The organism is Xenorhabdus bovienii, from assembly GCF_024721015.1.
Lineage (GTDB): Bacteria > Pseudomonadota > Gammaproteobacteria > Enterobacterales > Enterobacteriaceae > Xenorhabdus > Xenorhabdus bovienii.
The window spans coordinates 1-4,911 of sequence record NZ_JANAIF010000129.1 but is presented as its reverse complement, the minus strand read 5'-3'; the positions used below and the strand labels follow the sequence as shown (position 1 = coordinate 4,911).

Here is a 4,911-nt window from a genome sequence, read left to right as displayed (position 1 = left end):
TACAGAGTGAAGTAAGAGATTGCTAATAACATACTGAAAATAAACGAATTTGATTTCATACAAGTGATCTTTCGTGTAAGCCATTATAGCAGTTTCATCCCGTTTCAATCTGTTCCAGTTAACCCATGTAACCGCATATAACTATTGAATTTTTTGACCTTGTATGTTTCACTCCGTTTCATCCTGTTCGGGTTCGTGCCACAAAAATTGTGTACATAACTGTGTACATAATTTAAGGATGTACACATGCTGACTGATACAAAACTGAGAAAGCTACATAACGTCAAAAGAGAGAGTCTTGTCGAAATACCAGATGGACAAGGTCTGTCTATCCGAGTTACCCCAAAAGGAATGATTGTTTTTCAATATCGTTATCGATTTAACGGAAAACCAAGAAGGTTAACGCTTGGAGAATATGGAGTTATTTCATTAAAGGATGCTAGAGCCCAATCTCAAGAAGCAAGAAAATTGTTGAGTGAGGGGAAAGATCCAATTATTGAAAAGGAAATGCGGTTAGAAGAGTATGGCACAAAACTAACTGTTTCAGATTGCGTCAATGAATGGGTGAATAGCCCAAATGCTCAAAAATTGGTTAAGTTGAAGTTTTGGCAGAGGGCAATCAAACGGCACGTTACTGATCATGTCGGTAAAATGATTGTTGACGACATGACAGTGTCGCACTGGCATCCTGTCTTCAAAATAATGCGAGATAATGATGCTTCAACTTTAGCCACAATGATGCTGTCTCGAATGAGGCAAATTTTTTCTTATTGCATTCGTATAGGAAAGTTAAACAACAACCCCTTATCAGAACTCAAATCAGAGGATGTTGGTAAGCGTGTAAAAGCAGGGAAAAGATATTTTAGCGATAAAGAGATAGAATTGTTTTGGAAAGCGGTTGATAAAACCAATATGACCAAGCAAAGCAAATTGTTCATTAAGCTTGTATTACTGACAGGATGCCGCGGTGTTGAGCTGAGGTTAGCAAAGAAAAAAGAATTTGATTTAGAGCATAAAATTTGGTCGGTTCCTGATCAAAGTTCTAAAACAAGAGACGGTTTTAATAGAGGTCTCTCTAACTTAGCGATAAAAATTCTGAAAGAGTCATTTTTTCTATACCCTGATCTTGAACAGGTGTTTCCTCCCGCATCCATAAGAGAAGACAGACCAATGGCGGCTAGCGTTCTCCTAAATATGGTTAGCCAGGTTCGTGAGGTGATGGAAATTGATGATTGGGGTATGCATGATTTAAGGCGCACAGTAAAAACCAAAATGAGTGAGCTGGGCGTCCTGCCTCATGTGTCCGAAAAAGTCCTTGGACATAAACTCGGTGGTGTGCTTGCTGTTTATGATCAGCATGAATACATCAAAGAGCAAATAGAGGCTCTTGAGCTATGGGCTAATCACATATTGTCTTGTGTTAAGTAACCTTTAGATTCAAAAAATCTCATTACTTCATCGTATTTATACAGTGCGCCGCCTTGTATTGGGTGGTAATCACTATCCGGTTCGGGGAATGGGGTTCCTTGACTCTTCCATTCTTCTCGCTTGCGGTAGAAAGTGGTTCTAGATATACCACCTAGCATGTCTTGAATTCCTTCTCTATTAATTAAGATCCTGTTAACGGGCTTATCCATTTTTGATCTCCTTCCGAATAATCCGCACATAATATCCCAGCACTGATTTAGCACTGAACCTCATGTGATTGAGTGGTTTGAATTTGGGCGTGTACTTATCGAGAATTTCAGTGACTTTCTTGTCGTCATATTGGGGTAGATTGTTGAGTTCTTTCAGGCGCTCCCTTGCCACCTGCCGTCTTCCGTTCTCGAATTCGTTCTGTGTATTCATGATGCTCGGTTGACAAATTCGCTTTAATTTGTAAAACGGTTGACGATAAGCAGTCAACCGACACTCTTTCCGTTCTCGAATTCGTTAGTCATTGGTGATGGTGTTCAGCTTCTCTGCCAATTCTTTGGCGATTGAGTCTATTTTTTCACCGAGCTGTTTTATTTCCGCAATATCATCGTCATTAATTTTCAACCTGAACAGGTCACGATGCATTTGATGTAGATGAGGATAATAACCAAGTGGAGATAAATTTTCCTGACCTATATTTTCACCCGACTTTAATATTGTCTTGGTGTTTAAAATGAATGACCGACCATTGGATGTAATAACGTATTTACCTAAATCAATTTTTAAACTCATGCTATTTCCCTCAATTGTTCATTGCCGATATCGAATAGATATTCTTTATCTATCGTGGTTATTGTTTTACGTGGGGTAATAAACGGCCGCCAAATTAAAAGCATGGAGCCTTTCGGATTGCTGCCATTCTTTTCTCTCACTCCTGCTGGAACAAATTGAATCCTGCCACCCATTATTAACCTGACCTCATCCACTGTTTTATATGCCAAATCAAACCAGCCTACTGAGGTATCATTGGGGACGAGCATCACAATAGACTGGCATTGCTTCCTACATTCGATAGCTGCTTTCTTTATCCACGGCGTAATTTTGGAATAGGGTGGATTACAGAATATAGAGCCGTAGCTAACCCAATCACATTCCAATGCGTTATCTCGTTCCGTGAGATAGTGGGCGCACAGGGTATTTTGAGCATCGGCAGCGGCATCTAAATAAAATTTAAATTCTAAATTGAGTGCCAGAAATAACGGGAGTGGAGTTTGCCAGAGGTCTTTCAGTTCTTTTGGGGTGTTACTTCTTCCGAAGTCGCTCATAATCCTCCCCGCACTCCCGACTACAGAATGCACCGTACGTTGCTGGCTCAGTCTCACACCATCGGCACATCCCGTTGATGCTGGTTAATGGTGGCTGCCGGTTCTGGAGCGCATGAGATACCGTCAACTCAACGGTATCGTTAGCTGTGTCGATAATATCCATGAGGGTTCTCTATTTGTTGGGGTGGCGGTAGAGGGGGATAATATTTCTAACTCTATATTTTATGGAATCGATGTCTGATTTATACTCAGAGATATTAAATCGCCAATGACCAGCAGGTACATCCAGCCATTCAAATTGCCACGCCACTGGCTCCATATTTTCATATTTGGCCAGACGTTTTAATATTGTAATATAGACATCTAAATCTAATATTATTGTACTGACACCTTCCGATTTGAATTCCTCGGCTGATTCCAATGTTGTGTTTATTTTCTCAATCACATCTTTGCTCATTTTTGGTTCTCCTGTTTATTACTCTAGTACGGTATGCATACAAAATTTGATAGTTTAAAAAAAACGCATTCGAATTAGTATTTACAAACTACCATCTAAAAATAGAGGTGATATATGGCATGGGAAGTTGACGACAGTCGTGCTACATGGAAACAAATACCACCTGCGGCCGAACGTAAATATGAAGAATGGGTGAGAACTATAACAGCAAGTAATAGACACCCACGTGACGCTGCAGAGGATGTAGGTGGCTGTAATTTTAAAATGTTGGGCGGTACATCGAGTGGTATAGAACAATACACCATCAGACTTAGTAAGGATCACAGAGTTTTATTTACAATAGAGGGTGAAATAGTTAATGTTCGCCAAGTGGGTGGACATACTTGATACTTGTCAATAAGTAGCAATTTATAGTGGAATTATGGATTGCTACTGCATATTCGACTGTTATTTAAACCCCCTGCATATAAGCTTTTATAAATTCTTCCGCAACCGGTGCGACGATGGCATTTCCGTAGGCGCGGAGGCGTCCCATTCTGTTGGTAATCCCATCAATTGCCTTGCCATAATTGGCTGGTATGATTCTAATTTTCTCATCTGCTCCCTGGTTGGGTTCCCATTCATTCCAAACGTGTGTAGCCACATCTGACGATAGAGCGTGTCGTTTCGAATCTTGCCATCCTTCCTGATGAACGATTTCCCAATGTTTCCGCAGTCCTTGTGGGATCGGGTTGTTGGCGTGACCCACCCAATAGAGTCGCTGCCTGATGTGCGGAGCACCGATGCCCGCAGCGCAGATATCGACCGCTGCTGAGGTGTAACCCGTTCCTTCCAGGTCAGTTTGTACAAGGTCGAACCAAGTAAGCCCGTCCTTGCTTGCAACCTGCTCACCAAACACAACGCGAGGTCTGCACTGTTCGATGAGGTAGTGGAAATGTGGCCATAAGTGCCGCTCGTCAGTAAACCCAGCTCCTTTGCCTGCCGCGCTGAAAGGCTGGCACGGACAGCTTCCTGTCCAGACTGGCTTATCATCAGACCATCCAGCATTTCTGAGTGCATAACTCCAGACGCCAATTCCGGCGAAAAAGTGGCATTGGGTGTAATTTCGTAGGTCATCAGGTTTAACATCCTCTATTGATCGTTCATCAACATCACCCGGTGCTATATGACCGGCTGCAATTAAATTCCTCAGCCATTGCGCCGCGTAGGGGTCTATCTCGTTGTAATAGGCCGTCATTTAAACTCCCTGCATATATTCGCTGCCTTCTCACACACTTCGGCACTGAACCAACCGAAATGACATTTCCTGAAACTAATTCCCAGCCTCCATGCCAGCCATCTGTACGCCTCCGTGCGTTCAAAATTCCCTCTCTTTCGCATCTCCTCAAATTCCTGTTTGCCATTCCGCCTCGCCATCCGTGTCGGTTCATCAGCCAGATATCCCAGTGGTATATTGGTTTCTGGATGCATTCCCACGCGCGCATCGCATGACCAGCAGACATAGAGCCACGGCCATTTGTCGTCATGCCGGGTCTTCCCAAGCACCTCCGTGTGATGGGCTATCTTTACGTGACTGCGGCAATGTCGGCATTGAGTGGGAACGGGGAGCGGGTCATTGACTCTTGCAATTGCTCTGGGATTGGGGTTCCATGGGGTGAACTGCATGTTGTGTCCTCCCAGTCATTATTGTTTCCTGAGTAGATAGGAAAGATA

9 protein-coding genes are annotated in these 4,911 nt (G+C 42.8%); 2 read left to right on the top strand and 7 right to left on the bottom strand.

Translation table 11 applies throughout. The features are described 5' to 3' along the window. Positions 1-246 precede the first annotated feature (246 nt). Positions 247-1,428 carry a tyrosine-type recombinase/integrase gene (locus NXS07_RS18590; protein ID WP_258087377.1) on the top strand — a complete coding sequence of 394 codons (1,182 nt, stop codon included), beginning with the start codon at positions 247-249 and terminating at the stop codon, positions 1,426-1,428. Here the strand turns inward: NXS07_RS18590 and NXS07_RS18585 are convergent. The 5 genes from NXS07_RS18585 to NXS07_RS18565 form a co-directional block, all read right to left on the bottom strand. After that, a complete protein-coding gene (locus tag NXS07_RS18585; RefSeq protein WP_258087376.1) occupies positions 1,404-1,637 on the bottom strand; it encodes a helix-turn-helix domain-containing protein in 234 nt (77 codons plus the stop codon). The genes NXS07_RS18590 and NXS07_RS18585 overlap by 25 nt on opposite strands. Further along, entirely contained in the window at positions 1,630-1,848 is a 219-nt protein-coding gene (locus NXS07_RS18580; protein ID WP_155272339.1) for a hypothetical protein, read from the bottom strand. Before NXS07_RS18580 ends, NXS07_RS18585 begins: the two co-directional genes overlap by 8 nt. A gap of 84 nt (positions 1,849-1,932) precedes the next feature. Next, positions 1,933-2,208, bottom strand: a complete 276-nt coding sequence (locus NXS07_RS18575) for a DUF5405 family protein (RefSeq protein WP_038215045.1) — start codon at positions 2,206-2,208, stop codon at positions 1,933-1,935. Beyond that, positions 2,205-2,741, bottom strand: a complete 537-nt coding sequence (locus NXS07_RS18570; RefSeq protein WP_258087375.1) for a phage N-6-adenine-methyltransferase — start codon at positions 2,739-2,741, stop codon at positions 2,205-2,207. The genes NXS07_RS18575 and NXS07_RS18570 overlap by 4 nt, the downstream gene beginning before the upstream one ends. A 172-nt stretch (positions 2,742-2,913) precedes the next feature. After that, positions 2,914-3,198 carry a hypothetical protein gene (locus tag NXS07_RS18565; RefSeq protein ID WP_258087374.1) on the bottom strand — a complete coding sequence of 95 codons (285 nt, stop codon included), beginning with the start codon at positions 3,196-3,198 and terminating at the stop codon, positions 2,914-2,916. A gap of 114 nt (positions 3,199-3,312) precedes the next feature. Here NXS07_RS18565 and NXS07_RS18560 point away from each other — a divergent pair, with 114 nt between their 5' ends. Next, complete coding sequence (locus NXS07_RS18560; RefSeq protein ID WP_038202613.1) at positions 3,313-3,585, top strand: hypothetical protein; 273 nt, start codon at positions 3,313-3,315, stop codon at positions 3,583-3,585. A 64-nt stretch (positions 3,586-3,649) separates the two neighbouring features. On the opposite strand, the gene NXS07_RS18555 is transcribed toward NXS07_RS18560, so the two are convergent. Further along, positions 3,650-4,435, bottom strand: a complete 786-nt coding sequence (locus tag NXS07_RS18555; protein ID WP_258087373.1) for a DNA cytosine methyltransferase — start codon at positions 4,433-4,435, stop codon at positions 3,650-3,652. Then, positions 4,432-4,863 (bottom strand): zinc-finger-containing protein, encoded by a 432-nt coding sequence (locus NXS07_RS18550; RefSeq protein ID WP_258087372.1) that lies wholly within the window; start codon positions 4,861-4,863, stop codon positions 4,432-4,434. The genes NXS07_RS18555 and NXS07_RS18550 overlap by 4 nt, the downstream gene beginning before the upstream one ends. Positions 4,864-4,911: the final 48 nt, after the last annotated feature.

Excerpts from the sequence above, each read along its gene's own strand:
- NXS07_RS18590 (WP_258087377.1), top strand. The coding sequence starts at position 247 with ATGCTGACTGATACAAAACTGAGAAAGCTACATAACGTCAAAAGAGAG.
- NXS07_RS18585 (WP_258087376.1), bottom strand. The coding sequence starts at position 1,637 with ATGGATAAGCCCGTTAACAGGATCTTAATTAATAGAGAAGGAATTCAA.
- NXS07_RS18580 (WP_155272339.1), bottom strand. The coding sequence starts at position 1,848 with ATGAATACACAGAACGAATTCGAGAACGGAAGACGGCAGGTGGCAAGG.
- NXS07_RS18575 (WP_038215045.1), bottom strand. The coding sequence starts at position 2,208 with ATGAGTTTAAAAATTGATTTAGGTAAATACGTTATTACATCCAATGGT.
- NXS07_RS18570 (WP_258087375.1), bottom strand. The coding sequence starts at position 2,741 with ATGAGCGACTTCGGAAGAAGTAACACCCCAAAAGAACTGAAAGACCTC.
- NXS07_RS18565 (WP_258087374.1), bottom strand. The coding sequence starts at position 3,198 with ATGAGCAAAGATGTGATTGAGAAAATAAACACAACATTGGAATCAGCC.
- NXS07_RS18560 (WP_038202613.1), top strand. The coding sequence starts at position 3,313 with ATGGCATGGGAAGTTGACGACAGTCGTGCTACATGGAAACAAATACCA.
- NXS07_RS18555 (WP_258087373.1), bottom strand. The coding sequence starts at position 4,435 with ATGACGGCCTATTACAACGAGATAGACCCCTACGCGGCGCAATGGCTG.
- NXS07_RS18550 (WP_258087372.1), bottom strand. The coding sequence starts at position 4,863 with ATGCAGTTCACCCCATGGAACCCCAATCCCAGAGCAATTGCAAGAGTC.